Origin of the sequence: Bifidobacterium subtile (assembly GCF_000741775.1) — a bacterium.
Taxonomy (GTDB): domain Bacteria; phylum Actinomycetota; class Actinomycetes; order Actinomycetales; family Bifidobacteriaceae; genus Bifidobacterium; species Bifidobacterium subtile.
The window spans coordinates 19,330-42,599 of sequence record NZ_JGZR01000006.1; the positions used below are offsets into that span (position 1 = coordinate 19,330).

The window sequence follows — 23,270 nt, forward strand, 5'->3', positions numbered from 1 at the left end:
TACATTTTCGAGAAGACTTTCAATATACTCTGTCTCATCGGCGACAGCTACGGCGAATAAATGTCATACATGAGACGGTGTGCATGCCCGCCATGCCTCACGAATGTCTCGCATCCGCCGCCCCCCCCCCCGCCCCACAGCTACAGCTACGCACCTTCCCACTCATCCGCACACCGCCCACGCTCACCCGCGCGGCGACTCGAATGCGAGCGCGACCGCGCTGACGTCGTCGTGGCCGTGGCCCTGCTCGCGCACCTGATCGTAGAGCGTCTGCTGACGTTCGAGCAGATCGGTGCGGAAGCCGCTGCCTGCCATGACCTCGCCGACGAGTCCCAGATCCTTGAGCAGCGCGTTGACTTCGAATTGCGCGGAGAAATCGCCCGCGATGGCCTTGCCGCCCTTGAGGTGCGCGTAGGGCGAGTCGGTCGTCATGCCGGTGATGACGTCAAGGAACAGCTGCGGGTCGACGCCCTCGCCTTTGAGCAGCTCCACGGACTGGCAGGCGGCGGAGGTGATGCACGCCAGCCAGAGGTTACAGGCGAGCTTCACGACGCTGCCCGACCCGACGGATTCGCCGCAGTACACGAGCTTGGTGGAGATCGCATCCAGCACCGGGCCAGCCTGGTCGAACAGCGCCCGCTGCCCGCCCGCAATCAGCGTCAGCGCACCGCTTTCGGCTTGATCCTTGCTGCCCATCATCATCGTTTCGACCAGATTCGCGCCCTGCTGCTCGGCAAGCTGCGCGACATGATGCGCCCCTTCGACGCCGATCGTCGCCATCTGCACCCAGACCGCATTAGCCGGAGCCGCCCCGATGCCGCGCCCGAGCACATCCAGCACACTGGCAGCGTCATATACAACGACCAGAATCACATCGGCCTCAGCAAGCGCATCGGCAAGCTCCGGCTCGACTTTCACGCCATATTCGCGCAACGGCTCGGCGTGCGCAGGAGTGCGGTTCCACACCGTAACGGCGAACCCTGCGGCTGCAAGCGTCTTCGCGATGCCCCCACCCATGATGCCCGTGCCCAGCACCGTGACTTTCATAGCTTTATTGGTCTCTGTATTATCCATCATTCATTCCTCCGATTGTTTGGCTGCAGTAAGTATGCCGCACGCTTTGTTGCACTATGGCACAGCCAGCACCATATCGTCGCCCGACACGACACCGATGTGTCGATGCATTGGCTCTTTGCCCCGATTGGATAGGCTGTTGGCATGTCAACCCACTATGCGGCAGGTATACAGCAATTGTCGCTAGTATGCCAACGCGCCCTATTCACGCTACGCCGCTGGCTTGAGCATGAGCTGATTGACCGCTTGGCGCAAATATCGGCCTCATCAACCATTCGTGCCACAGTCATACCGTACAGCCGCAGCATTGCGCCACAGCGACGGCCACAGACGGTTCCATTCTCCGAGACCGCCGTTCCCTGCTTTGGAATCGGCTATCTGCGTTATGTGAGGCGTTACCTAGGCCTTGCGGAGGCCTATCTGCGTTATGTGAGGCGCTACTGTGAAGAGACCCGAGTATCAGGCGTTCCAAAACCGCCATTTTCAGCCAGCGATACTCGCGATACCAAGGAATTAACGCCTCACATAACGCAGATAGACCTCCGCGGCCTCCCATTAACGCCACACACAAGGCAGATAGCCGATCATACATGACAATTCTTGCAGCCACTGGCCCTTTCAGACCACAATCACACCGAACGAGCGCCAAATGCGCCCCACCTGCTCCGACTACTGCGCGCTGCACTCGGCGATGGCGGCTTCGAGCACATCGAGCGCCTCGTCCAGCTCGTCGTCGCCGATGACCAGCGGCGGCAGCAGGCGAATCACGTTGCCGTTGATGCCGCAGGTCAGGATGATAAGCCCCGCCTCGCGCACCGCATCGACGATACGCCCGACGATCTCAGCATCCGGCTCCATCGTGCCGGGCTTGACGAATTCGATGGCCTGCATCGCGCCCAATCCGCGCACAGCAGCCACGCAGTCGAAGCGCTCCGGCAGGGAGCCAAACCGGCTGAGGAACACGTCGCCGATATGCGCGGCGCGTGCGGGCAGATCTTCGCTCTCCATGATGCCGATGGCAGCCAATGCGGCCGCACAGGAGACCGGGTTGCCACCGTAGGTGCCGCCGATGCCGCCAGGCTGCACCGCGTCCATGATCTCCGCCCGGCCGGTCACCGCCGAAATCGGCAGACCGCCGCCCAGCGCCTTGGCCGTGGTGATGAGGTCAGGCTCCACACCGAAGTATTCGGACGCGAACCACTTGCCCGTACGGCAGAAGCCGGCCTGAATCTCGTCGCTGATGAACACGACGCCATGCTCATGCGCCCAGTCGCACAGCGTTTTGAGGAACCCATCCGCCGGCACGATGAAGCCGCCCTCGCCCTGCACCGGCTCGGCGATAATCGCCGCGATATCCTCGTGGCCTACCAGCAGCTCCATGCGCTTGATGCTCGCCTTCGCAGCGGCGACGCCGTCCTGCCCGAAACTATCGCGCAGCGGGTAGGAATATGGCACGCTGACCACATCCGGCGCGAACGGCCCGAAGCCGCGCTTGTACGGGGAGGCCTTCGTGGTCATCGACATCGTCAGATTCGTGCGGCCGTGGAAGGCATTGTCCATCACGATGACGGTCGGGCGGCCCGTGTAGCGCCGCGCGATCTTGACCGCGTTCTCCACCGCTTCAGCGCCGGAATTCAGCAGCACGCTTTTCTTGGCGAAGTCGCCCGGCGTATGCTCCGCCAGCTTCTTGCACACCTCGACGTACCCGGCGTACGGCGTCGTGGCGAAGTTCGTATGCGTCAGCTTGGCGACCTCGCTCTGCACCGCATCGACCACTTCGGGCGCAGCATTGCCCACGCCCGTCACCGCGATGCCCGCCGCCAGATCAAGGAAGCGGTTACCATCCACATCGGTGATCACCGACCCCGACGCGCTTTCGGCGAATATCGGCATCGCCGCGCCCACGCCGGCACTGACATACTGCTTGTGCTCTTCCATGAGCGCACGCGAGCGCGGCCCGGGGATTTCAGTCACCAGCTTGCGCGCGATCTGGGGAACATCCTTGAGTGCCGTCGTGCCCGATTGAGTAAGCGTTGCCGTATCTTGTGCCATCGTTATCATTCTGCCTTTCCGTAGCATCGCTACGCTGTTTGAATTATGTTGGAAGTTGAACTTTTGCCACACCGTCCGAGCGCCCAGAACCCACTCAGGTCCCAGCCCTCAGATCTCCTTGAGTAGGGCCTTCATCTTGTCGCTTTGCGGGTTGTCGAACACGGACTGCGCCGGGCCCTGCTCCACGATTCGGCCATCGTCCATGACGATGATCTGGTCGGCGATGCCGCGCGCGAACGCCATCTCATGGGTCACGATCATCATCGTGGTGCCCTCGTCGGCAATCCTGCGAATCACCTGCAGCACTTCACCCACCAGCTCCGGGTCCAACGCGCTGGTCGGCTCGTCGAACAGGATCGCGTGCGGCTTCATGGCCAGCGCTCTGGCGATGGCGACACGCTGCTGCTGGCCACCGGAGAGCCGGTCGGGGTACATGTTGAACAGCTCTTCGGCGATCCCGACCTTATCGAGGCTGGCCACCGCCACCTCGTGGGCTTCGTCGCGCCCTAGTCCGCGGATGTCGCGCAGCGGCATCATGACGTTGCCGATCACGTTCTTGTTGGCGAAGAGATTGAAATGCTGGAACACCATCGCGATCTCCGAACGCTGCGAGGCCAGTTCGCTCGTCTTCGCCGGCATGTTCACGCCGTTGATCGACTGCATGCCCATCTCGCGGCCATTGACCACGATCTCTCCGGAATCCGGTATCTCCAAATGGTTGATGCAGCGCAGCAGCGTGCTCTTGCCCGAACCGCTCGACCCGAGCAGCGCGAACACCTCGCCCTCGCGCACCGCCACATCGATGCCCTTGAGCACCTCCTTGGGCCTGCGCTCGCGATGGAGCCGCTGCCCGAACGTGGGGTGCTCGAGCGGAATCATGAAGCTCTTGCGCACATCCTTGCATTCGATGATGAACGGCTTGTCGGTCTTATCGGGATTATCGGTCATATCAATACTGTCATTTGGCGACATTGCGGTTCACCCTCCATTCGGCGAGCTTGACCAATCCGGAAAGCGGCAGGCTTATGGCCAGGTAGATGATGGCTGCCGCGGTGTAGGCCTCGGTGACCTGGAACGTGGTGGTGGCCACGACATTGGCCTGCTTGAGGATCTCGGTCACGGCGATCACCGAAGTCAGCGCCGTGTCCTTGACCATCGAAATGACGTAGTTTCCCAGCGGCGGCACCGAAACGCGCAGCGACTGCGGGATGATGATCTTCGCCATCGCGCGCGGCGGCGTGTAGCCCAAGGAAAGCGCCGCCTCCATCTGCCCCCGGTCGATCGAATTGATCGACGAGCGGAAGACCTCGGAGACATACGCCGCGTAGTTCAGGCCCAAGCCGAGGATGCCCGAAGCGATCGGATCGATATGGATGCCGATGTTGGGGAACACATAGTAGATGTATACGAGCTGCACGAGCAGCGGAGTGCCGCGCAGGAATTCGACGATCACCACAACCGCCTGATTGAGGAACGGGATGTGCGCGATCCTGACCAGGGAGAGGACCAACCCGACCACTACCGCCAGAATAAGGGAGTAGAAGGTCAGATTGAGCACCATCGGAATGCCCGAGGCCAAGAGCGGAATCATCGACAGCGTGTTACGTAAGAATTCCAACGTAGCTACCTTTCAACACGACGACATGGACGATATGACAGTGACGAGGTCATAGGCGAGGCAAGTCGCTGGTCACTTGATGTAGGAACTGGCGGGCATGTCCCATTTCTTCATGATCTTGTCGTAGGTGCCATTCGCCTTGATCTTCTTCAGGCCGGAATTGATGGCCGCCAGCCGATCGCTGTCGTCCTTGCGGACGCAGGGAGCGACCTCGTTGCTGTAATGCGGGGTTTCGGGATTGACGACGCGGATGTCCAGGTTCGGGTTCTGCTTGAGGCTGTAGGCCGCGACGGGCTGGTCGGTGACCGCTCCGTAGATGTCGCCGTTCACGATCGCCTGGACCATGGTCGCCTGGGAGTCGAACAGCTTGACCTTGCCCGGAGAAAGCGTGTTGAGCAGATCGGCATAGGCCGTGCCGGTCACCGTTCCCAGCGGCTTGCCCTTGAGCTGGTCGTAGGTCTTCACCGAGGTCTCGGACTTCTTGACGATGATGGCATCATGCAGCACATAGAAGGAATCGGAGAAGTTGACCTGCTTCTTGCGCTCAGGCGTGATGAACATGGCATCGTTGCTGATGTCGATCTTCTTCGTGTTCAGGCTGGCGATGAGCGTGGAGAAGCTGGTGACCGAGTTCTTAACCTTCCACCCGTTCTCCTTCGCGATGGCCATCATGATGTCGCCGTCGATGCCGGTGAGCGTGCCGCTCTTGTCGATGAAGGCGAGCGGTGCATCGTTCGACGTGCCGATCGTCACTGTTTCGGCGCTGGAATCAGAGCCGCTGCTGGAGCTGCTGGAGCCGGCTGAGCTGCCGCACGCGCCGGTGAAGGCGAGCATGGCGACCGTGACGGCCGCAATCGCTGTTCTGGCAAACTTCTTCATGGGATTGTCCTCCTGTTGGTTGCCTGTCGATCGACGCTGACCGGCTCGGTCGGCATGCCTCGGCATTGTCTCCCGGCCGCCGCTGGATGCGGGCGTCTCTCGTTTCCTATGCCTCATATCCTTGCCGCGGGAAGGTCGTTTTCGATTTCGCCATGATTACACGGTCTTTTCGATTGGGCTATGACCACGTATTGCCTATATGTTCGTTATGTTACGAGCCATATGCCCCGATGGCTTATCGAAGCCGCTCAGGCCTTGATAGTATTGGCATCTGACGCGATATGAGACTCTGCATATTCGATATACATTATGGCCATATGATGGCAGTGCAGGACATTTTGCATAGCTGCTGCGTAACGCGCGTGCATGCATATGCAGCATGCAGCATGCGGTTCGCATTGCCGACCGTCGCGAGCCCAACGCACGCGCACATGGCGCATCTGCGCGTACGCGAAAGCGAATGGGCAACCGGGCTTAGACAATCAGGCAGCCGAGCAGCTCGGCGACACGACACGTCGAGCATCAGAAAGGCGAACATTATGGCTTTGACAGTTAACGATCTCGCGCATGACGCGAGCCTGGGTCTGCTGCTGCGCGTCGAAGGCTCCCCCGAGGCCATGAGCCGGGAGATCTTCTGGTCGCATCCGACGGAGCTCATCAACCCGCAAATGTTCTCGCAAAGCAACGAGATCATCGTGACCTCGGGAGGGATGATTCCGCGTCGCACCCGCGCCAATGCTCGCGCGGTCGACGAAGCGGCCCGCGTCTTCATCGACAATATAACCAGTGCTCATGTGTGCGCACTGGCCTTCGGCACACGCCTGCTGCACAAGACCATCCCGCAGGTTCTGTTGGACTATGCCCGCAGCCGCAACCTGCCGGTGCTGGAGATACCCATAGAGGTGCCGTTCTCACTGGTCATGAACGCGGTAGCGCATGGCGTCGAATCCCAGGCCGGCACACAGCTTCGCCAAGCGTATTCAAACATGCGCAATCTCGTGCAGGCGGCGTCTTCCCAGGATCCGATACGCGAGATGACGCTGAACCTCGCCACAGGCATCGGCGGATGGTGCGTTCTGCTCACCCCGTACGGCTCCGTGGCGGAGTCCTCGCATCTCAGCGCGCGAAACAGAGCGTTCGCCGCGATGGCGGCGAGCTCCGGCGGCAACCAGCATCCCGCAAGCACGCGCGTCGAGGGCGAGCATGTGCGAATCCTGCCGCTGCGCTCGGCCGACGGCACCGGATTGGGAACGCTGGTCACGGGGTCGCGCATGGAGGCAACCGAGTTCGACGAGACCCTGATCGCCTTCGCCGTGAACCTGTTTCGGCTGGCCTTGTTCAGGCGGCACGGGCAGGATGAGACGCTGCACCAGATGCGAAGCATCATGATGCGCAAGGTTTTCGACGGCGACGGCGCAATGCTGCGCGACTTCGCGCGACCGCTGTGGGACTGCGACATGCCTCGCGAGCCGCTGCGCGCCATCGCCGTTCATGGCTCGCAGCAGGAGCTGTCATCCATCGCGGCGGAGATCTCGCCAATCCGGCGGTCGGGAAGCGAGCTCACCGACCGCATTTTCGGACAGTTGGACTCTTCGCTCTGGATTATCACCTCCGCGCAGGCTTACCGCCGCATGACGAAAGCGCTGTCAGGCAAATACCAAGTCGCCATCGGCATCTCCGGAGCCTGCGATTGGCACGGAGTCCGGGAGGCGCAGCGTCAGGCGTTGGTCGCCGCGAGCAGGGCCGAAGCCGCGCCAACTGCCCATGTAGCCCACTCGGCGCACGCATCGTTTTCCACGGGTTTCACCGGTTCCACAGGCTCCACGGGCGAGAACGACGGCGATGCCCCACACGGCCGAATCGTCTGCTTCGACGAGATAGCGCAGTCGCAAGCTTCGAATTCCGTGATATCAGCCATCGACGCGGACGCCGCGCATGCGATGGCGATTGCACTGGACCAGCGCTCCGATGAACTGTGCCATACCATCCTGGTCTGGCTCACGCAGCTGTGCAACAACGACCGCGCCGCGAAGCTGCTGGGCATCCATCGCCACACGCTTGCCAAACGGCTGGACGATGCCGAGCAGGCGCTGGGCCGCTCGCTCAACGACCCTCAGACCCGAGCCGAGCTGTGGCTCGCGCTCAATGCGGAATACGCAAAGCAGGTAGACTCCACTCCTTCCACGCGATGACGGCCCGTCTCTCACCGTGCGCTACCGATACGCTGCCCCTTTTGTGCCTCTTAGCCGTCGCAACCGTCACAAATGGGGCGCGCTAAGCTCACGACGTCTTCCTGCAAATCGTTGACGGCTTCCTCGACCACCATATGCAGGCCCTGCAGAGCCTCCAACTCATTCGGAGCGAGCCACGAAAGTCCAGGAAACTCCAAAACAGTCGCCACATATTCCTCGTCCTCGTCGGACCACTGAATACGGTATGTATACCGGCGCACGATGTCGTTCATTGCCCATTGCCTCCTTTGCCTATTCAATGGTATCCAACTAATTTGCCCGACAGCACCCCCCCCCAGCACCTCCCCACGACTCGGCCTGCCGGCCGATTCTCTCCGGGCGCATGGGCGCATGCATCGCTATGATTGCAAACAGTCGTGTTCCTGCCCTTTGCAGAAGTATTTCGCGCCCGGCGCACGCGCCGGCGCGGTGAAAGGATGATGACCTATGGCCCCAAGCAAAGGCTTCCGCTCTGTTGCGCAATACAATGCCGCGCTGTTCGACTTGGACGGCGTGCTCACGCCGACGATCATCCTGCATAAGGCGGCATGGAAGGAGCTTTTCGACGATGCGCTGCCCGCATCGGTGCCGCCGTACACGGAGCAAGACTATTTCACATACGTGGACGGCAAGCCGCGCTATGACGGCGTGGCCTCGCTGCTGCAGAGCCGCAACATCGAGCTGCCATGGGGCAGCCCGGGCGATGATCCGGATGCGCAGACGGTCTGCGGGCTCGGCAATCGCAAAAATGCGGTATTCGAAAAACTGCTGCACGAACAGGGCATCGCAGCCTATGACGATGTCGTGGACGTGCTGCGGCATCTGAAGGCCGCCGGGCTGTATCTGGCGGTCGTCTCCAGTTCGCGCAATGCAGTGGAGGTGCTTGAGACAGCCGGCATCATCGGCTTCTTCGACCGGATCGTGGACGGCACGGTGCGCTCCGAGCAGGACCTGCGGGGCAAGCCCGCGCCTGATACCTATGTGTACGCTGCGAAGATGCTGGGCATCGCGCCCGATCAGGCAGTGGTGATCGAAGACGCGCTCTCCGGCGTCGCAGCCGGCTCGTCAGGCGGCTTCGGCCTGGTGATCGGCGTCGACAGGGGCGTGGGGCGCGATCAGCTGCTCAAATCGGGCGCCGACATCGTGGTGACCGAGCTCGCGCAGATGATCGACGGGTCCTACGTGCACGACTACGGTCGCGTCTACGACCCCGAGCGCATCGGTGACCCGTTAAGCGAGATCCGCAACCCGGTCCATCCGTGGGCCTTCGTCGAGGTAGGACCGCCCAACGAGCAAAGCGGCACGCTGTTCTCCCTGTCGAACGGCGCGATCGGCATCCGCGGCGCAGGCGACGACCAGCGACGCCTCGGCTTCGGCACATTCCTGAGCGGCTACCACGAGACCTTCCCCATTAGGCATGCGGAGGGCGCGTACGGCTACGCACAGGTCGGCCAGGTCATCCAGGGCGTGCCGGATGCGACTGATTATCATTTTCTGATTGACGGAGTGCCGCTCGAACACCCTGTCAACTGTGCGCAGCAAGTGGATTTCCGCACCGGCATCGCGCAGGAGCACCGCGAATACCAGGTCGAGGATCTGCTGGTGCAGATCGACATCGAACGCATGGTATGCCTGTTCAACGCGCATCTGGCGGTCAGCAATCTGACCGTGCGTGTGAACAAGCCCGGTACTGAGCTGATTGTGCGAGTCGAGGCGCCGGCGAATAACGACCTGTTCGACATGCAGCATTCCGACGATCCGCGCAAGATGGAGCAGCTGCTCGAAGGCGGCCTGCATGAGGTCGAACGCCCGCCGATCGAGGAGGCCATGGGCCCGGCCGAACTGCACGCCTACCGCTGCGTGAATTCGCATATGGGCATGGCCATGGGCTCGCTGCAGACGATCGACGGCAGGCCGACCGGCACTAGTTTCAACGTGGTCGCCTCCCATGACGAGCCGGCTCACGCGACCCGCTACATCGCCTACCACACCGATCCGGTGAGCGGCCAGGGCATTCGCAAGGGCCTGGTGCTGCCCGAGAGCAGAAGCCAGAACACCGATGAGCTGATACGGCGCTGCGAGGCGACGCTAAGGGACGCGGCGGCATTGGGCGAGTCGGCTCTGCTGGACAGACAGCGCGAATGGCTTGATGCGTTCTGGAAGGATTCGGACATCGAGGTGGCGTTGGACTCGGATCGCGTGAAAGCTGATGGGAAGCCAACCGCCGCCGGCCCGGACTCGGATTCAGCCGCTGCGGATGACGCGAATGGCGCGGATTCGACTCCCGCAGGCTCAGCCGGCGCACAGACCGGCACAGAAGTGGGAACGTTGACTTCCGCGGAATCCGACAACACGATGCTGGGCGGGCGCATCCAGCAGATCATCCGCTGGGAGCTCTTCCAGCTCGCGCAAACCACGGCCTTCGTGCCCAACGGCGTCGCAGCCAAAGGCCTGAGCGGCTCGGGCTATTCCGGGCATTACTTCTGGGATACCGAAACCTTCGTGCTGCCCTTCCTGACCTACACGCGGCCCGATCAGGCCCGCGACGCGCTCTCCTTCCGCCACCGGATGCTGCCCGCCGCCCGCAAGCGCGCGGCCGCTATGAGCGTGGACGGGGCGCTGTTCCCATGGCGCACCATCAACGGCGAGGAGGCCTCGGCCTTCTTCCCGGCCAGCACGGCGCAGTACCATATCGACGCGGACATCGCCTACGCGGTGATGCAATATGTCGGAGTGTCGGGCGACTGGGACTATCTGGGCGAGGAGGGCATTGACATTCTGGTGGAGACGGCCCGCATGTGGGCCGACCTCGGCCGCTTCGGCAAGGATGGTCGATTCCACATCAACTGCGTGACCGGCCCGGACGAATACACCACGCTGGTGGACGACAACTTCTACACCAACGCGATGGCGCAGTTCAATCTGTCCGCCGCAGCCGACGCGCTTGAGCACTTCGATCACAGCGATCCTCGGCTCGCCGCGAAGATCCGCCAGCGGCTGCATATCCGCCCCGACGAGCTGGGCAACTGGCGCAGCGCGGCCAGCGCGATGAGCCTGCCGCAGGATCCGGAAACCGGGCTGCATTTGCAGGATTCCCAGTTCCTGCATCGGGTGCCGTGGAACTTCGAGCGCGAAGCGGCACGTCCGCTGCTGCTGCATTATCACCCGATGGAGATCTACCGCCATCAAGTACTCAAGCAGACCGACACGGTGCTCGCGCTATTCATGCTGTCCTCGCATTTCAGCTTGGACGAGAAGAAAACGGATTTCGACGTCTACGATCCGCTGACCACCGGCGATTCGACGCTTTCGCTGGCCACACAGGCCATCATCGCGGCTGAAGTCGGCTATCGCGACAAGGCTTACGCCTACTTCCTCAAGTCGCTGTTCACTGACGTCGCCGATCTGCATTACAACACGAGCGACGGCATCCATTTGGCCGCAGCCGGCGGCATCTGGGGCGTGCTGGTCGACGGCTTCGGGGGCTTGCGCGATTCGGGCGGCGAGACGGTCTGCATCGATCCGCGCCTGCCTCATCCCTGGCGCAGCATGCGCTACCGGATCGCCGTGCACGGTTCGAAGTTCGAGGTGCTGGTCACCCGTGACGATGTGTCTGTGACCCGTATCTCCGGCGACCCGGTCGACTTCCGCATTCAGGGGCAGCTTACTACTGTCTGAACAGGTGAGCCGTGCCGTGCCGCGATAGGCAGGGCACGGCAGCTGCGACGGATGACGACGGACGCCAGTGGACGTCGGCGGCCATAGCGCGGCATCGCTCGTCCCTTCGCCAAAGCACATCTTCGAGCACCCGCCCAAGTCGCCGATCGCAGCAGGTGCGTGCTCCGCTACGAAGCTAACGCTGCTGCAACGCAGATATGCAAAAAGAGGTGCTGCCGAAGCCACGATTACGTGGTTTCGGCAGCACCTCTTCGCTATTCGTTCACCTACCGGTTTCCTGGGCCGGCCAGCCATTCAGCCGGCAGGCCCGGGAGACCGGATCAGATCGGGTCAGGCCCGGTCAGTCCGAACCGTTGCGGCGGGAGAGCCTGCGCAGACCCAGACCAGCGGCAGCCAAGGCGAGCATGGCGACCAGTGCGATTCCCACGCTGGCACCAGTGCTGGCCAAAATGGACTGCGGCTGTTCAGCCGGAGCCGCCGGAGCGGGCTTGACCTTGCCCGGCGCAGCCGGGGCCTTCGGAGTCGTCGGGCTCGTCGGAGCAGGCGCAGGCTTGCTGATGGTCACCTTGAGAGTGCCCTTGGCGGTCTTGCCGTTGGCATCCGTCACCGTGTACTGCTGCGGATCAGGCGAGCCCTTGAAACCAGGCTCCGGAGTGAAGACAACGACCGGCTGGCCGTCCTTCAGCTCCACAGTCCACGTGCCCTGACCAGGAACAACCTTCTTGGGCTGTCCATTATCGAACACGACCGACTTGATAGGAGCCGAGCCAGGAGTGGTCACCGGCTTGAGCGTCACCGGCTTGCCCGGTTCGCCAGTCACCGTCTTGTCACCAGTCGTCGGAGGCGTGAGCGGCTTGTTGACCGTCACGTCCAGCTTGCCCGTAGCGGTCAGGCCATTCTCATCCGTCACCGTGTACGGCTGAGGCGTGGTCTTGCCCGTGAATCCATCAGCAGGAGTGAACACCGGCACAGGCTGTCCATCCTTCAGCTCGATCGACCACGTGCCCTCGCCGGGAACATCCTTGGTGGTCGCGCCCTTGTCATCGAACGCAACGCCCGTGAACTTCTTGGACGTGCCGAAGCCAGTCTCAGGGTTCAAGGTAACCGGAGTGCTCGGATCGGTCGTAGCCGACTTGTCCTTCGCGCTCGGCGGTTCGTTGATCGTCACGTTGAGCGTGCCGTCAGCCGTCTTGTCGTTTGAATCAGTCACCGTGTATGACTGCTCGGTAACCGGACCCGAATAATCCCTGAGCGGAGTAAACTCGGCTGACGGCTTGCCGTCCGAGTCCAGTGAGATCGTCCACGTGCCCTCGTTCGGAACCACTAGCGTCTTACCGCCGTCAGTCGCGGCCGGATCATCGAGCTTCACATCGGTGATGTCGCCAGAACCAGGAACCGTATTCAGATCTCCGGGAGCAAACTCGGCTTTCGTGTTCGGATTGATCGTCTTGGACGCATCGCCCGTCGTTGGTGGAACCAACGGAGCAGGCTTCGTCACGGTGAGTTCACCGGGATCAGAGGTCAGGCCGTTCTTGTCGGCCACCGTATACTTCTGCGGAGTAGGAGTGCCCGTGAAGCCATCCTTAGGCGTGAATGTGGCCGTCGGCTGACCGGTTTTGGGATCAACCGTAATATTCCACGTGCCCTCGTTCAGAACATCCTTCGTCGGCTGGCCGTTGTCGAACTCAGCAGATGTCATCGGCGACGACCCTGGAGTAACCGTAGGAGTTAACGTAGCTGAACCATCAGGTTTAGCCGGCACTTCCGCGTTACCTGCAACCGGAGGAGTCGGGAGCGAGCAGCTCGCGAGATCGACCGTACTTAGTCCACCGGTGAAGTTAATCGCCTAGCCACCAAAGCCAGGAGTAATAAAGCCCCCCTGACTCATATAGAAGGTACCGGAAGCATCATAGGCAACACCGTTGAACGCACCAGAATCTTTACCCGATGCAACCTGAGAGCCATTGATATCGCCCGTACCGGCAGCAGTCGGAACACTCGCAGCAGGAATTCTGAGCTCAATCTGAGTCCCAGAATTGCTGTTGACTAAGTAGAGATTGCCGCTAGCGTCAAACGCAAGATCACCATTCGCCTGAGGTCGTAGACTTGGCGTTGTATCAGCTGTGATGTACCCAATCAAGCCGAGAGCCTCATCCTTCGCCGTATTCCAGCCAAAGAGCGCAAACTTCGCGTCGCTCGTCCAACCGCCGAAATAGTAAATGTCAGTGAAGGGGCTTACCGCGCCACCTACAAGATATGAACCCTGAACGGCACCACCCAAATTGATGGTTCCCACGGAATTCGAAGAGCCGCTTTCGGCGGTGTACTTCAGAATTTTGACAGTAGCATTGAATTGCCCAGCCTGCTGAACTGCATACGCAGCGGAACCATCCTTGTTGACGCCCAGACCGTTGGCGTTGTTGCCCAGAACAGATCCGGGAACCTGCTTCGTCGCACCTGTTGCGGTGTTGATGCTGTAAATTGACCTGTCACTTTGATTAATCCCGTAGATCATTCCCTGGTCGCAGCTCAGATTATCCGCAGCCATTGCAGACGGCGCCACGAAGGACAGACCCGCCAGCATCGCCACCGCCGAAACCGGCGCGACTACTGAACGAACAAGCTTATTGTGCCTAGCTGTTTGTTTCAACGCGTTCGCCCCCGACCTTGCACTACTATTCTTCGCCCATCTGAGTTTCTCCTTCAATTGGTAAAACCACTAGCTCTGTACTACTCCTAGACTTTGCAGCCTAAACTGCACGTCCGGAACACACCTGCGACATCACTTATTGCAGTTTGAGCCGTTGAACTGCCTGCCCATCCATCGCATGCACATAAATTAGGGAGCTTTCGTACAGCATTATCTCAAATAATATCTTTCTTTGAAAAATATAGATATTACGCATACGTTTACGTGTTGTAAGTCACATTTTCAAGGAACAAGCTCTTCCCAAATAATGCGGACAACGCCGTGCCCATCGCGCAAATCGTCGATTACGAATTTCGGATGACCGTTTTCAGCATGGGGGAAATGAGCGACCCGCGACTCGTATAGGCCCCTACATCCGAGGCTTCGACAGCCGGGATCTCAGCGAAAAGCGCACCCTGCGAGCAGTCGTTCCCCCTCTCCTGTCGTTATCGTCCCTATTGCTCGTCAAAGATGCATGCAGCCACCGCCTTGTAGTCCGCTCCGGCGAAAGATCGGACCGCCTGGCGCGCGATCCGGGGAGTGTCTCCTACGGATTGTTCCGTGCAGAGGTACACGGCATCGATGCCTGCGCGCGCCGCGCCGAAAATATCGGCATGCTCCTCATTGCCGATCATCAGCGCGCGGGAGGCCGGAGTACTGGCAAGGCGCAAAGCCTCTTCAAAGAACCATGCATTTGGCTTCTTCACGTCGTAATCGCTCGACAGCAGTATGTCGTCGAGCATCGCGTCCAGCCCAAGCCGCTGAATCTCGCCACGCGTGAAGCACGCCTGCGCATTGCTCACCAGGAGTGTGCGAACTCCTGCATCATGAAGCCTAGCCAGCAGCTCTTCAACCCCGGGATACAATCTAAGTCGTTGCGTCGCAGCATCGCGGAACAGACGTCCGGCCTGGGCAGCTAGTTCAGCCGTGGTAGCTGCCTGGTTATTATCGGTTGCACCGCCATCGTGGCGGCCGTATACCTCAATGATCTTGGTGTACACGCGTAAATAATCCGACTCGACTTCATCTTCATCCGTCACTGCGATACCCTCACTAGCCAGCCGGTCTGCTACTGAGGCCATCTCCTGGGCCAAATAACGTCCGAACTCGGCACGCAGATTTTCAACGTCATCGAAATAGACGCCGTGATCGTCGAAGAAACGCCACAATGCCTGCCACGGGCGGTCGGCCGTTTCATCGCAATGAATATCGACAAGCGTGCCATACATATCGAAGAGCACCGTGTCATATCGGGTATGGGCGGTATGCGCCGCAGCGTTCTGCGTTGTCTGCAGCGGATAGGATATAGCGTTGCGTTTCAGCATGAGAAAACCCCGAAACTCTGAGGACCAAGAACAAGCGTGTGCGAGTGCGCAGACCGCTCAGCAGCTGCCTTAGCAGACGGTTCGGTCGATTCGGCAGCACTCTGAGCCACAGCGTTCACATCAATGTGCAGCTCGCCGAGACTAAGCAACTGCTGGGCTTGAGCGGGATCGAGCTCAATGCCGCCCAGGTCGATTCGCTCTTCGGCAAGGCCCGGATTCAACGCGATGATCAGTCGCTCGCCACCGGCCTGGGCATCGTCCGCTTCGCCACCGGCGGCAACTCGCCCTACCACCAGCGAGCGCCCATTCTCGGGGGCAGCGAGCACTGCGAATCCTCCAGAAGCGTACAGCGCCGCATGATCGGCTCGCAATGCGAGCACAGCGCGTACCCACGAGAGCATTGAGGCATCGTCCGAATCCTGTTCGCGGACGGTCGGCGCGTCTGGGCTCGGGTCAACGGGCAAGTACAGCTCCTCAGCGTCGGCCGTGGAGAAACCGAGGTTGGCGGCGGCGCTGTCCCACTGCATGGGCGTGCGGCTGCCGGTGCGCGCATAGCCTCCCTCCTTAGTGGGCACAATGCGGTAGCGCATGCCTATCTCATCGCCGTAATAGAGGTATGGCACGCCAGGCATCGTCAGCAGCATGCCAAAAGCGATTCGCCGTTCGCGATCCGTCAGCCGCGGCGCCAAACGCGGAGTGTCGTGGTTGCAGGTGATGAAGCAGAAATAGCCGCTCTCGCGCGTGGCTTCGTATTGCGGCACGTACTGCCCGAGGAATTCGCATGCACTCGAGCCTCCGCGGGCTGAGAAGTAGCTTAAGTCATGCACAGCGTCCAAGGTGTCGTCAACGTTGCGGGCGAGCAAATTGTAGCCGTTCGGTTTACCGTCCCAACGCCAGTCGAGGTAGAAGTCCATGTCGAAACCGGCCTTCATGGCCTGTTCGGGCACACCCCACTCCGAGACGAAGGCCGACTGCGGGTACTCGCTTTTCACTACGCCGAGCATCTCTTGCCATGCGGCGATCGTGGCCGATTTCTCGTCGTCGTCATTCTTGACCAGCGAGTTCGCCATGTCCACACGGAAGCCGTCGCAACCGCGAGAGAGCCAGAAGCGCATAACCTCTACCATCGCAGCGCGCGTGTCCCGCGCGGCAGCCGAATCCGGCGTCATCTGCCACGGCTGATCGCGCTTGGCGAAACCATAGTTGAGGGCGGGCTGGCATTTGAAGAAGTTCAGTATATACGCCGCGTCCCGATCGCTTTCACCGCCAATGAACGGCATCGAATAGCCTTGGAATGCGCTGCCCGTCCAAATGTACCGGTCGGAGAACTCATTGCGATCTGCCTGCCTGCTCTGTCTAAACCACGCATGTTCTTCGCTTGTGTGTCCTGGCACCAAGTCGAGCAGCACATGCATGCCGCGTTCATGGGCGGCAACGAACAGGGCGATCAGGTCGTCGTTGGTGCCGTAGCGCTGCGCGACTGTGCAGTAGTCACGCACGTCATAGCCCGCATCCTTGAATGGCGAGTCATAGCATGGATTGATCCACAAGGCGTTGCAGCCCAGTCTGCGCACATAATCGAGTTTGCCAATGATGCCCGGGATATCGCCGATTCCATCCCCGTTCGAATCAAAGAAGCTCTGCGGGTAGATCTCGTAGAATACAGCCGAATCCAGCCAATCAGGACGTGCCGCAAGACCTTGCCTGCGCCCTTGCCCCTGCACGAGATCTTCTTTTTCGCCGCTCTCGCGTTGGAACTCTGCTGCATCGCCAACCATCGGCATCGCATACTCCTTTGTAGTATCTGCTGTGTGCATCCCTGATCAGCATACGTTGCCGCCTCAACCACAGTGCTATGTGCATCGCAGTACCAGCGAGCGCAGCCAAGCGGATCGTGCTCGGGTGTTAGCCTGACGGCATGCTGCAAACGATGGCATAAAAGCTGCACTCCATGCCGCGACCACCGCCACACAACCCACACTGTTTCTTCACGAACGACGCTTGCCTCCTCTTACGCACACTTAGATTCCAGTGCTATTGTGCCAATACCGCGGCAGCTGTTCGCTGTATGACACGCTCTTTTGCATTCGTTTGCAAAACGTGTCATACTGCTGCTGGTGTAGGGGACAAGCCGTTCCTAACGGATAACGTCTGCGAACGGCGAGGTTGAATGGAGAGCCCATCGGCGAGGAGTTAATGAACCCTCGCCCCCGACACAGTAATGAGAGCGTCCCGATGCAGAGACGAAGGAATTCAGGAGGTCAAGGAAGATGAAAGTCGTCAATAAATTCACAGTTGTGGCGGTAGCGGCGGCAACGCTGCTGGCGCTGGCAGGCTGCGGCGGTTCCGGCGATAAGGGCAATGCCCAGTCGGGTATCGCAGGCGCGACCGCCAATCTGAACAAGCTCGACTTGGGCACGGTCACCCTGAACGTCTGGGCACCGCAGCAGAACCTGCAGCCTGGGCCCAATGGCAAGACTCACATCAAGCAGATAGAAGCGGACTTCCAGAAAGCACATCCCGGCGTTAAATTCAAGAACGCCGTCGTCGGCGAGGCCGATGCAGGCAAGACGGTCGGCCAGGATCCGACGGCCGCGGCCGATGTGTACATGTATGCCAACGACCAGCTAGGCGCGCTCATCAAGGCCAACGGCGTAGGCGCGCAGAGCAACGCCGATATCATCAACTCGGTCAAGATCCAGAACTCGAGCATCATGCTCGACTCGGTCACACAAGACGGCAAGATCTACGGCGTGCCCTACACCGGCAATACGTGGTTCATGTATTACAACAACAGCATGCTGAACAAGAACGACGTCAAGTCCCTCGACACCATGCTTTCCAAGGCCAAAATCGCCTTCCCGCTGGCCAATTCCTGGTACTTCCCGGCCTTCTACTTCGGCGCGGGCGGCACCCTGTACGGCTCCAAGGGCACCGATGCCTCGGCAGGCGTCGAATTCAACAAGCCGGATGTCACCAAGTATCTGGTGAACTTGGCCAAGAATCCGAATTACGACATCTCCACTCCAGGCTTGGCAGGCGATGACGCTGGACTGAAGGCCTTCGAGGCAGGCAAGGTCGCCGCGTACTTCTCCGGCACATGGGACGGTTCTGTCATCAAAGACAAGCTCGGCGACAAGATGAGCGCCGCACAGCTGCCGACCTATACCATGAACGGCAAGGAAAACCAGATGAAGTCCTTCGCTGGCTCCAAGGCCGTCGGCTGGAACCCCTCAGCCAAGATCCACGACGGCAACACCAAGGCCGCACAACAGAAGGCCGCACAGGTCTTCGCAGCCTACCTCGGCGGCACTCAGTCACAACGCTACATGTACGAGGACTACGGCCAGATCCCCTCTGACGTGACCTTAACCAAGGACGCCAAGATCAAGGCTGACCCGATCGCCACCGCCCAGTTTGCCACCATCGCGAACACCTCGGTGTTGCAGCCGACTCTGGACATCATGAACAATAACTTCTGGACTCCTGCAACGAACTTCGGTGCCAACTTGGCCAATGGCACAGTGACCTTGGACAATGCAGTCGCTCAGACAACGGCCTTCAACAATTCGCTGAACGGCAAGACGAACTGATCGCGCTGCTCTTAAATATTGAGAAACCAGGGCCTCTTCAGTCAGATGGTCTATAGTTCAGCTGTTTGCTAGCACGACGAAAGCGCCGTCTGCCTTGGACGATCCGAACCTGGGAAACCGGGATCGAGGAGACCCAGGGCAGGATGGCGCTTTCGTCTGTGTTCGCTCCACTCGTTTCAGAAAGCTGGTTCACCGTGAGTGATGCTGCAACCGCTCCCTCGGCCGTGCACATAGCCGGCACGCCGCCGAAGCGCAGGAAAACAAAGAAAATCGATTATTCGCTCAATCCTTACACGTTCCGTGCCGCCTGCAAGCATGGCGACATATGGACCTACCTGAGCTTTGTCGTACTCGGGCTGGGCAACCTAGTACGCGGGCAAATCGTCAAAGGGCTGTGTTGGCTCTTAGTCGAAGTCTCCTTCGTCGCCTTTATGATTGTCAGCGGCGCGAGCAACATCGCGGGACTGGGACACTTGGACACTGGCGGCAGGCTAGTCAATGTCATCCAAGACGGCTTCTCGGTCTCCACAACGACCGCACCATCCTATGTCATGCTGCTGTACGGCATGGCTAGCCTGTTCACGATCGCGCTGTTTATCGCCTTCTGGTGGTTCGCGGTGCGCTCCGCCTACCGGGCGCAAGCCCTCGCCAAGGAGCGTGGCAAAGCTCCAGGCATCCTGGAGGATCTCAAGGACATCACTGACCGCAACGCGCAGAACTCACTGATGTCGTTGCCGGTTCTGGGCATTCTAATATTCACTGTGCTGCCGCTGATCTACATGATCTCGATGGCCTTCACCAGCTATGGCCCCAACAACAACCCCAATTACGTGAGCACCTTCGGCTGGGTCGGCTTCAAAAACTTCCAGACCTTGTTTTCCAACCAGAACGGACTGAGCGTCAACCTGAACCTCTTCGTGCAGGTCGCCATCTGGACGCTGGTCTGGGCCTTCTTCGCCACCTTCCTTAATTATTTTCTCGGCATGTTCATGGCCATCCTGATCAACCGTCCCAGCATCCGTTTCAAGGGATTCTGGCGTTCAGTGTTCGCCATGTCCATCGCTGTGCCGCAGTTCGTTTCGTTGCTGGTCATGAACCTGATGCTGCGCCAGTCGGGCATCGTCAACAACCTGCTGATGAATGCGCACTGGATCTCCTCGCCGCTGCCGTTCTGGACGAACCCGTGGTGGGCACGCGTCACCGTCATTATCATCAACCTGTGGGTCGGCATCCCCTTCACCATCATGCAGGTCACCGGCATCCTGCAGAACATCCCTGCCGAGCTCTACGAAGCCGCTCGTGTAGACGGCGCAAACGCCTGGCAGCTGTTCCGTAATGTGACCATGCCTTACATGTTCTTTGTCATGACGCCATACCTCATCACAACCTTTGTGGGGAATGTCAACAACTTCAATGTCATCTACCTGCTGACCGGCGGAGGACCTACCCCGACCGGTCAGTCGGCCGGTGCCACCGACCTCTTGATCACCTGGATATACTCGCTTTCAATCGACAAGGGTAACTACTCAATGGCTTCGGTCATCGGTATCTTCACCTTCGTTTTCTTGGCGGTTATCTCGCTAATCACTTACCGCAACTCCGGTTCCTACAAGAATGAGGAGGGATTCCAGTGAGCAAGGATCTCGCAACCGCGGCCAACGCGGACGAAAACAGCACTGTTCACCATGACGCCGCACAGAACAAGAGCAAGAACACCTACACCCGCCGGCGCGTTGGCGACGCCCTGACATACATATTCCTCAGCATCATGGGCATTATCTGGTTGGTGCCGATCTTCTGGATCTTCATGGAATCGTTCAATGCCTTCCCCGGCCCGTATAACGACGGCTTCATACCAAAGGAATACACGCTGCGCAATTACGTGCAGCTGTGGACGGACAATTCACAACTGGCCTTCGGGCAGATGTACATGCGCACACTCATCGTCGCCATCTTCACCTGCCTCATCTCAACGGCTTTCGTACTCGCGGTCTCGTACTCCCTGAGCCGCCTGCGATTTAGCTTCCGCACCAAGTTCATGAACATCGTGCTCGTGCTGGGCATGTTCCCTGGCATCATGGTGGTCGCCTCGCTGTACTACCTGCTCAAGTCCATGGGTCTGACCAATTCCGGCCTGCCCATCATCATCGGCTTGATCGTGGTGTACTCGGCAGGCTCCGGCGCTGGCTTCTTCGTGATGAAAGGCTATATGGACACCATCCCGATGTCACTCGATGAAGCCGCCACACTCGACGGCTGCACCAAATGGCAGGTCTTCACCAAGATCATCCTGCCAGTGGCTCGGCCGATGGTGGTTTACCAGGTCATCACGTCCTTCTTGGCTCCGTGGCTCGACTTCGTGCTGGCCAAGGCCATCACCAGGACGCAAGACAACTTCACCGTTGCCCTAGGCCTGTGGCAGATGATACAGGGGCAGGGCTGGCTGACGCAGTGGTATGCACGCTTCGCTGCGGGTGCCGTGTGCGTTTCCATCCCAATCGCCGTCCTGTTCATGGTGATGCAGCATTTCTATGCCGAATCGATGTCCGGCTCAGTCAAGGGCTGAACACAAATTATGTGATTCGGCAGCGGTTGCGCTACCGAATCACAATGCCATTGCCAGATAGGTACGACTGATGCTCTGCGTCAGTCGTACCTATCTGGCCTATTACGATCTCAATGCGATAGATTGGTGCCATGGAATACAAGCAGCAGGTCCGCAAGCAGGCGCCATTTAGCGACTCGTATCTCACGCCCGAGGAGGCGCGGGAGGCCGCGAACTCCACGCGAGTTCGCGGCCTTTCCGATTTCAGGATCAAGATCATCGGCTATATATTCATTATCCTCGGGCTCATCGGCTCATCGATGTTCATCCCGGCGCTGGGAGCGGATGTGAGCAAGGCATCGACCGTCGAGATGACCCTCGCGTTATTGTTCGAGGCGGTCTCCTGGTGCGCACTGCCGCTGTTCGCTTGGCTGAGCGTCGAAGCGGCACGGCATACTGCGCATATCGGTCGCTACGTCTCGCAGCTACTGGCCTTGGCTATCATATGCGAGCTGCCTTACGATCTGTCGACGAGCGGCAAGACGTGGGATTTTAGCTCGCAGAACCCAGTCTGGGCGCTGGCCATATGCGCCGTCGTACTGTGGATATACCGATATTATAGTTCCCGCCACGATGCAACAGCTTGGGCGGTGCGCATTGCGGTAGCGCTGGCTGCAGCGCTCGACATGGTGCTCTTTCACATCTTCGTGCGCCAGACCCTCCTCCAAGGAGGGCTGCTGTTGCTCGGTTTCACGCTTATCTTTCATTCGCTCGACAGACACGAGAACACCATGATGCTTACCGGTGTCGCCTGGGGTATGGTGGGACTTCTCCCGCCATCCATCGGTATGGTCTTTCTGCACTACCGCAACGGGCGGCTGGGGTATCGCCGCAATCGGCGCGGCAACTCGACCAAATGGTTCTTTTACGCACTGTACCCGGTATTGCTGCTGGCGTTCGGCCTCATCCGACTGACGATGTGAGTTGCGGAACCACCTCGCCGGCCTTTGATCTTTCTGTCGCCCGAACTGGCCGGTTCGAGCGACGCTTCTACTGGGACTGTACCGGATTGGCGACATCGTGCCATTACAGGTTCCAATGCTCGATGACACGGTCGCCCTTGTACATGCCTAGCGACGAGTAGTGCGCGGTATCTAGACGCAACATCTTAGCCATATGCGGGTCGATGCCGAGCCACTGCGTCGTCAGGACACGCAAGATATGAGCGTGCGCGACAAGCAACACATCTTGCCCGTCCATGATCACCGGCAACACCTCCTGCACCACCTGAGCCGCACGCGCAGCAACTTGCTCAATGGTCTCACCGGGGGCATATTGCCACCGCCGAAACCGGCGCGACGACCGAACGTACGATTTTCTTGCTATTAAACGCTTGCATCTATGCATTCACCCCCAACTTGCTTGATACCTTACTTCTCATCCAAGGTCCTCCTTCAATCCGTAGAAACCTGTTTTCTGTACTGCTTGTTCGGCTTTGTGCAGCCGCAACTGCACGCCCGAAACGCGACCTTGCCATGCACTTCATGGCGTTTAAGCCGCCAACCCATCAAATTCCCATGGATTAA

The 23,270-nt window shown here is 59.7% G+C and carries 17 protein-coding genes; 6 read left to right on the top strand and 11 right to left on the bottom strand.

What is annotated here, in order from left to right; translation table 11 throughout:
• Nucleotides 1-183: 183 nt before the first annotated feature.
• The 5 genes from BISU_RS04705 to BISU_RS04725 all read right to left on the bottom strand — a co-directional run bounded on the left by BISU_RS04705 (nt 184) and on the right by BISU_RS04725 (nt 5,623).
• Nucleotides 184-1,077 carry an NAD(P)-dependent oxidoreductase gene (locus tag BISU_RS04705; RefSeq protein ID WP_081672833.1) on the bottom strand — a complete coding sequence of 298 codons (894 nt, stop codon included), beginning with the start codon at nt 1,075-1,077 and terminating at the stop codon, nt 184-186.
• Between the two features lie 666 nt (nt 1,078-1,743).
• Entirely contained in the window at nt 1,744-3,126 is a 1,383-nt protein-coding gene (gene gabT, locus BISU_RS04710) for a 4-aminobutyrate--2-oxoglutarate transaminase (RefSeq protein ID WP_051246293.1), read from the bottom strand.
• A 108-nt stretch (nt 3,127-3,234) separates the two neighbouring features.
• On the bottom strand, nt 3,235-4,074 hold the full coding sequence (locus tag BISU_RS04715; RefSeq protein ID WP_275039977.1) for an amino acid ABC transporter ATP-binding protein: 840 nt from the start codon (nt 4,072-4,074) through the stop codon (nt 3,235-3,237).
• Nucleotides 4,075-4,084: 10 nt separating this feature from the next.
• Nucleotides 4,085-4,744, bottom strand: a complete 660-nt coding sequence (locus BISU_RS04720) for an amino acid ABC transporter permease (RefSeq protein WP_033503406.1) — start codon at nt 4,742-4,744, stop codon at nt 4,085-4,087.
• Nucleotides 4,745-4,816: 72 nt separating this feature from the next.
• A complete protein-coding gene (locus BISU_RS04725; RefSeq protein ID WP_024464580.1) occupies nt 4,817-5,623 on the bottom strand; it encodes a substrate-binding periplasmic protein in 807 nt (268 codons plus the stop codon).
• Nucleotides 5,624-6,162: 539 nt separating this feature from the next.
• On the opposite strand from BISU_RS04725, the gene BISU_RS04730 reads away from it, so the two are divergent.
• Nucleotides 6,163-7,815 (top strand): helix-turn-helix domain-containing protein, encoded by a 1,653-nt coding sequence (locus tag BISU_RS04730; RefSeq protein WP_024464581.1) that lies wholly within the window; start codon nt 6,163-6,165, stop codon nt 7,813-7,815.
• A 50-nt stretch (nt 7,816-7,865) separates the two neighbouring features.
• On the opposite strand, the gene BISU_RS04735 is transcribed toward BISU_RS04730, so the two are convergent.
• Entirely contained in the window at nt 7,866-8,087 is a 222-nt protein-coding gene (locus BISU_RS04735) for a hypothetical protein (protein ID WP_024464582.1), read from the bottom strand.
• A 214-nt stretch (nt 8,088-8,301) separates the two neighbouring features.
• Here BISU_RS04735 and BISU_RS04740 point away from each other — a divergent pair, with 214 nt between their 5' ends.
• Nucleotides 8,302-11,532, top strand: a complete 3,231-nt coding sequence (locus BISU_RS04740; protein WP_051246294.1) for an HAD-IA family hydrolase — start codon at nt 8,302-8,304, stop codon at nt 11,530-11,532.
• Between the two features lie 340 nt (nt 11,533-11,872).
• Here BISU_RS04740 and BISU_RS04745 read toward each other — a convergent pair whose 3' ends face one another.
• The 4 genes from BISU_RS04745 to BISU_RS04760 all read right to left on the bottom strand — a co-directional run bounded on the left by BISU_RS04745 (nt 11,873) and on the right by BISU_RS04760 (nt 17,330).
• The gene (locus BISU_RS04745; protein ID WP_226839108.1) at nt 11,873-13,294 is read right to left on the bottom strand and encodes an Ig-like domain-containing protein; all 1,422 of its coding nucleotides are present in this window, start codon (nt 13,292-13,294) and stop codon (nt 11,873-11,875) included.
• An 84-nt stretch (nt 13,295-13,378) separates the two neighbouring features.
• Complete coding sequence (locus BISU_RS04750) at nt 13,379-14,182, bottom strand: NHL repeat-containing protein (RefSeq protein WP_152599297.1); 804 nt, start codon at nt 14,180-14,182, stop codon at nt 13,379-13,381.
• A 494-nt stretch (nt 14,183-14,676) separates the two neighbouring features.
• Entirely contained in the window at nt 14,677-15,546 is an 870-nt protein-coding gene (locus tag BISU_RS04755; RefSeq protein WP_024464585.1) for an HAD family hydrolase, read from the bottom strand.
• Entirely contained in the window at nt 15,540-17,330 is a 1,791-nt protein-coding gene (locus BISU_RS04760; protein ID WP_024464586.1) for an alpha-amylase family glycosyl hydrolase, read from the bottom strand. Before BISU_RS04760 ends, BISU_RS04755 begins: the two co-directional genes overlap by 7 nt.
• Before the next feature lie 486 nt (nt 17,331-17,816).
• Here BISU_RS04760 and BISU_RS04765 point away from each other — a divergent pair, with 486 nt between their 5' ends.
• The 4 genes from BISU_RS04765 to BISU_RS04780 all read left to right on the top strand — a co-directional run bounded on the left by BISU_RS04765 (nt 17,817) and on the right by BISU_RS04780 (nt 22,667).
• Nucleotides 17,817-19,139, top strand: a complete 1,323-nt coding sequence (locus BISU_RS04765; protein WP_024464587.1) for an extracellular solute-binding protein — start codon at nt 17,817-17,819, stop codon at nt 19,137-19,139.
• Nucleotides 19,140-19,333: 194 nt separating this feature from the next.
• Nucleotides 19,334-20,773: a carbohydrate ABC transporter permease gene (locus tag BISU_RS04770; protein ID WP_024464588.1), complete on the top strand. Its 1,440-nt coding sequence runs from the start codon at nt 19,334-19,336 to the stop codon at nt 20,771-20,773.
• Nucleotides 20,770-21,705: a sugar ABC transporter permease gene (locus tag BISU_RS04775; protein WP_024464589.1), complete on the top strand. Its 936-nt coding sequence runs from the start codon at nt 20,770-20,772 to the stop codon at nt 21,703-21,705. Before BISU_RS04770 ends, BISU_RS04775 begins: the two co-directional genes overlap by 4 nt.
• 131 nt (nt 21,706-21,836) lie before the next feature.
• Entirely contained in the window at nt 21,837-22,667 is an 831-nt protein-coding gene (locus tag BISU_RS04780) for a TraX family protein (RefSeq protein ID WP_024464590.1), read from the top strand.
• Between the two features lie 103 nt (nt 22,668-22,770).
• Here the strand turns inward: BISU_RS04780 and BISU_RS12000 are convergent, their stop codons facing one another.
• A complete protein-coding gene (locus BISU_RS12000; RefSeq protein WP_052115706.1) occupies nt 22,771-23,091 on the bottom strand; it encodes a histidine phosphatase family protein in 321 nt (106 codons plus the stop codon).
• Nucleotides 23,092-23,270 lie beyond the last annotated feature (179 nt).

Coding starts and splice junctions, on each gene's coding strand:
- BISU_RS04705 (WP_081672833.1), bottom strand. CDS start 1,077: ATGATGGATAATACAGAGACCAATAAAGCTATGAAAGTCACGGTGCTG.
- gabT (WP_051246293.1), bottom strand. CDS start 3,126: ATGGCACAAGATACGGCAACGCTTACTCAATCGGGCACGACGGCACTC.
- BISU_RS04715 (WP_275039977.1), bottom strand. CDS start 4,074: ATGACCGATAATCCCGATAAGACCGACAAGCCGTTCATCATCGAATGC.
- BISU_RS04725 (WP_024464580.1), bottom strand. CDS start 5,623: ATGAAGAAGTTTGCCAGAACAGCGATTGCGGCCGTCACGGTCGCCATG.
- BISU_RS04730 (WP_024464581.1), top strand. CDS start 6,163: ATGGCTTTGACAGTTAACGATCTCGCGCATGACGCGAGCCTGGGTCTG.
- BISU_RS04735 (WP_024464582.1), bottom strand. CDS start 8,087: ATGAACGACATCGTGCGCCGGTATACATACCGTATTCAGTGGTCCGAC.
- BISU_RS04740 (WP_051246294.1), top strand. CDS start 8,302: ATGGCCCCAAGCAAAGGCTTCCGCTCTGTTGCGCAATACAATGCCGCG.
- BISU_RS04755 (WP_024464585.1), bottom strand. CDS start 15,546: ATGCTGAAACGCAACGCTATATCCTATCCGCTGCAGACAACGCAGAAC.
- BISU_RS04760 (WP_024464586.1), bottom strand. CDS start 17,330: ATGCCGATGGTTGGCGATGCAGCAGAGTTCCAACGCGAGAGCGGCGAA.
- BISU_RS04765 (WP_024464587.1), top strand. CDS start 17,817: ATGAAAGTCGTCAATAAATTCACAGTTGTGGCGGTAGCGGCGGCAACG.
- BISU_RS04780 (WP_024464590.1), top strand. CDS start 21,837: ATGGAATACAAGCAGCAGGTCCGCAAGCAGGCGCCATTTAGCGACTCG.
- BISU_RS12000 (WP_052115706.1), bottom strand. CDS start 23,091: ATGCATAGATGCAAGCGTTTAATAGCAAGAAAATCGTACGTTCGGTCG.